The sequence below is a fragment of the Pseudomonas sp. MF4836 genome (genome assembly GCF_002018875.1).
In the GTDB taxonomy this organism is placed as follows: domain Bacteria; phylum Pseudomonadota; class Gammaproteobacteria; order Pseudomonadales; family Pseudomonadaceae; genus Aquipseudomonas.
On record NZ_MVOL01000037.1, the window covers coordinates 1 to 2,036 of the forward strand.

Below are 2,036 nucleotides of genomic sequence, written 5' to 3' on the forward strand. Positions count from 1 at the left end.
ACAGCAGGCGATCCTGGGGGTACTCCGGGTCCAATGGCACGTAGGCGCCGCCAGCCTTGAGCACCGCCAGCAGGCCAATGATCATGTCCAGGCCGCGCTCCACCGCGATGCCCACCAGCACATCCGGCCCCACCCCGCGCGCTTGCAGGTGGCGAGCCAGGCGGTTGGCCCGGCTGTTGAGCTGGCGGTAGCTCAGTTGTGCATCCTCGAAAATCAGCGCCACCGCCTCGGGTTGGGCCTCGACCCGTTCCTCGAACAACTGGTGCACCCGCGCCTGGCTCGGGTAGTCCAGGGTCGCCCGGCCCCAGTCGGTGATCATGCGCTGCTGCTCGGCAGCATCCAGCAACGGCAGATCGCCGATGCGCTGCTCTGGGTCGGCAACAATCGCCTGCAGCAGGTTCTGCCAATGCCGGGCCAGACGCTCGATGGTCGAAGCCTCGAACAGGTCGGTGGCGTAGGTCAGGATCGCGGAAAATTCTTCGCCGTGTTCCTGGGTGTCCAGGGACAGGTCGAATTGCGAGGTGGGGTTGTCCCACTCCAGGGCCTCCAAGCGCAAGTGCTGCAATTGCCGGGCGGCCTGGGCCTGCTGGCCTTCCCCTTGATGGTTGTACATCACCTGGAACAGCGGGCTCTGGCTCAGGCTGCGTTCGGGCTGCAAGGCCTCCACCAACTGTTCGAAGGGCAGGTCCTGATGGCTCTGGGCATCCAGGGCGGTCTGCCGCACGTGCTGCAACAGTTCACTAAAGGGCACCTGGCCATCCAGTTCGGCCTTGAGCACCAGGGTGTTGACGAAGAAGCCTATCAGGCGCTCGGTCTCGACCCGATTACGGTTGGCTATCGGCACGCCCACGCGGATATCCGTCTGCCCGCTGTAGCGATGCAGCAATGCCTGGAACGAGGCCAGGAGCAGCATGAACGGAGTGACGCCTTGCTGCTGGGCCAAGTGGCGCAGCGCCTTGCTCAGTTCGGCGCCAAGGGCCAGGTCGACTTTCGCGCCACGAAAACTCTGTTCCGCCGGGCGCCCATGATCGGCCGGCAGCTCCAGCACCGTCTGCTCACCACCCAGTTGCCCGACCCAGTACGCCAACTGCCGCTCGCGCTCGCCAGCATCCATCCATTGCCGCTGCCAGACGCCATAGTCGGCGTACTGAATCGGCAACTCGGGCAGCTCGACCTTCAGGCCCTGGCTGTGGCCGGCATACAGCGCCACCAGTTCATCGACCATGACCTGCATCGACCAGCCATCGGACACGATATGGTGCTGAGTCAGGATCAGCACATGGTCATCCGGCGCCAGGCGCAGCAGCTTGACCCGCAGCAACGGTCCTTGCTGCAAGTCGAACAGGCGCGCGGTTTCCACCTCGACCCTGGCCTTGATTTGCGCCGCGCGGTCCTCGACCGGCGGCAAGACTTCAAGGTCGATTGGCAGCGCCATCTGCCCGGCAATTCGTTGCAGGGTGCGCTCGCTCGTCTCGACAAAGGTGGTGCGCAAAGACTCATGGCGCTCGATCAGGGTGTCGAGGCTGCGCTGCAAGGTCTGGATATCCAGGTCCCCATGCAAGCGCAAGGCGGTTGGCAGGTGATAGGCGGCACTCTCGGGGTCCAGTTGCCAGAGAAACCACTGCCGCTCCTGGGCATAGGACAGGGCCAGGGGCTGCTCGCGATCAACCCGCACAAATGGCGGCTCCTGGCCCTGGGTCACCGGCCCCAGGGACGCGGCAAACTCCGCCAACCGGCTGTGCTCGAACAAGGTCCGCAGCGCCACTTCCAGGCCCAGGCTCTGGCGTACCCGCGACACCACCTGGGTCGCCAGCAGGGAATGCCCGCCGAGTTCGAAGAAATCGTCAGTGAGGCCGACCTGCTCCAGCTTCAGCACGTCCTGCCAGATCGCCGCGATCTGCTGTTCCAGCTCGCTTTGCGGCGCCACATAGGCCTGTTGCAACAGGCTGGCATCGGGCTGGGGCAGAGCCTTGCGGTCCAGCTTGCCGTTGCCGGTCAATGGCAGGGTGTCGAGGAATAACAGGTGCGCCGGGACC

General features: G+C 64.9%; 1 protein-coding gene. It reads right to left on the reverse strand.

Annotation, left to right across the window (positions count from 1 at the left end):
- A partial coding sequence (locus MF4836_RS34595; protein ID WP_238596263.1) for a condensation domain-containing protein occupies positions 1-2,036 on the reverse strand: 2,036 nt, incomplete at both ends.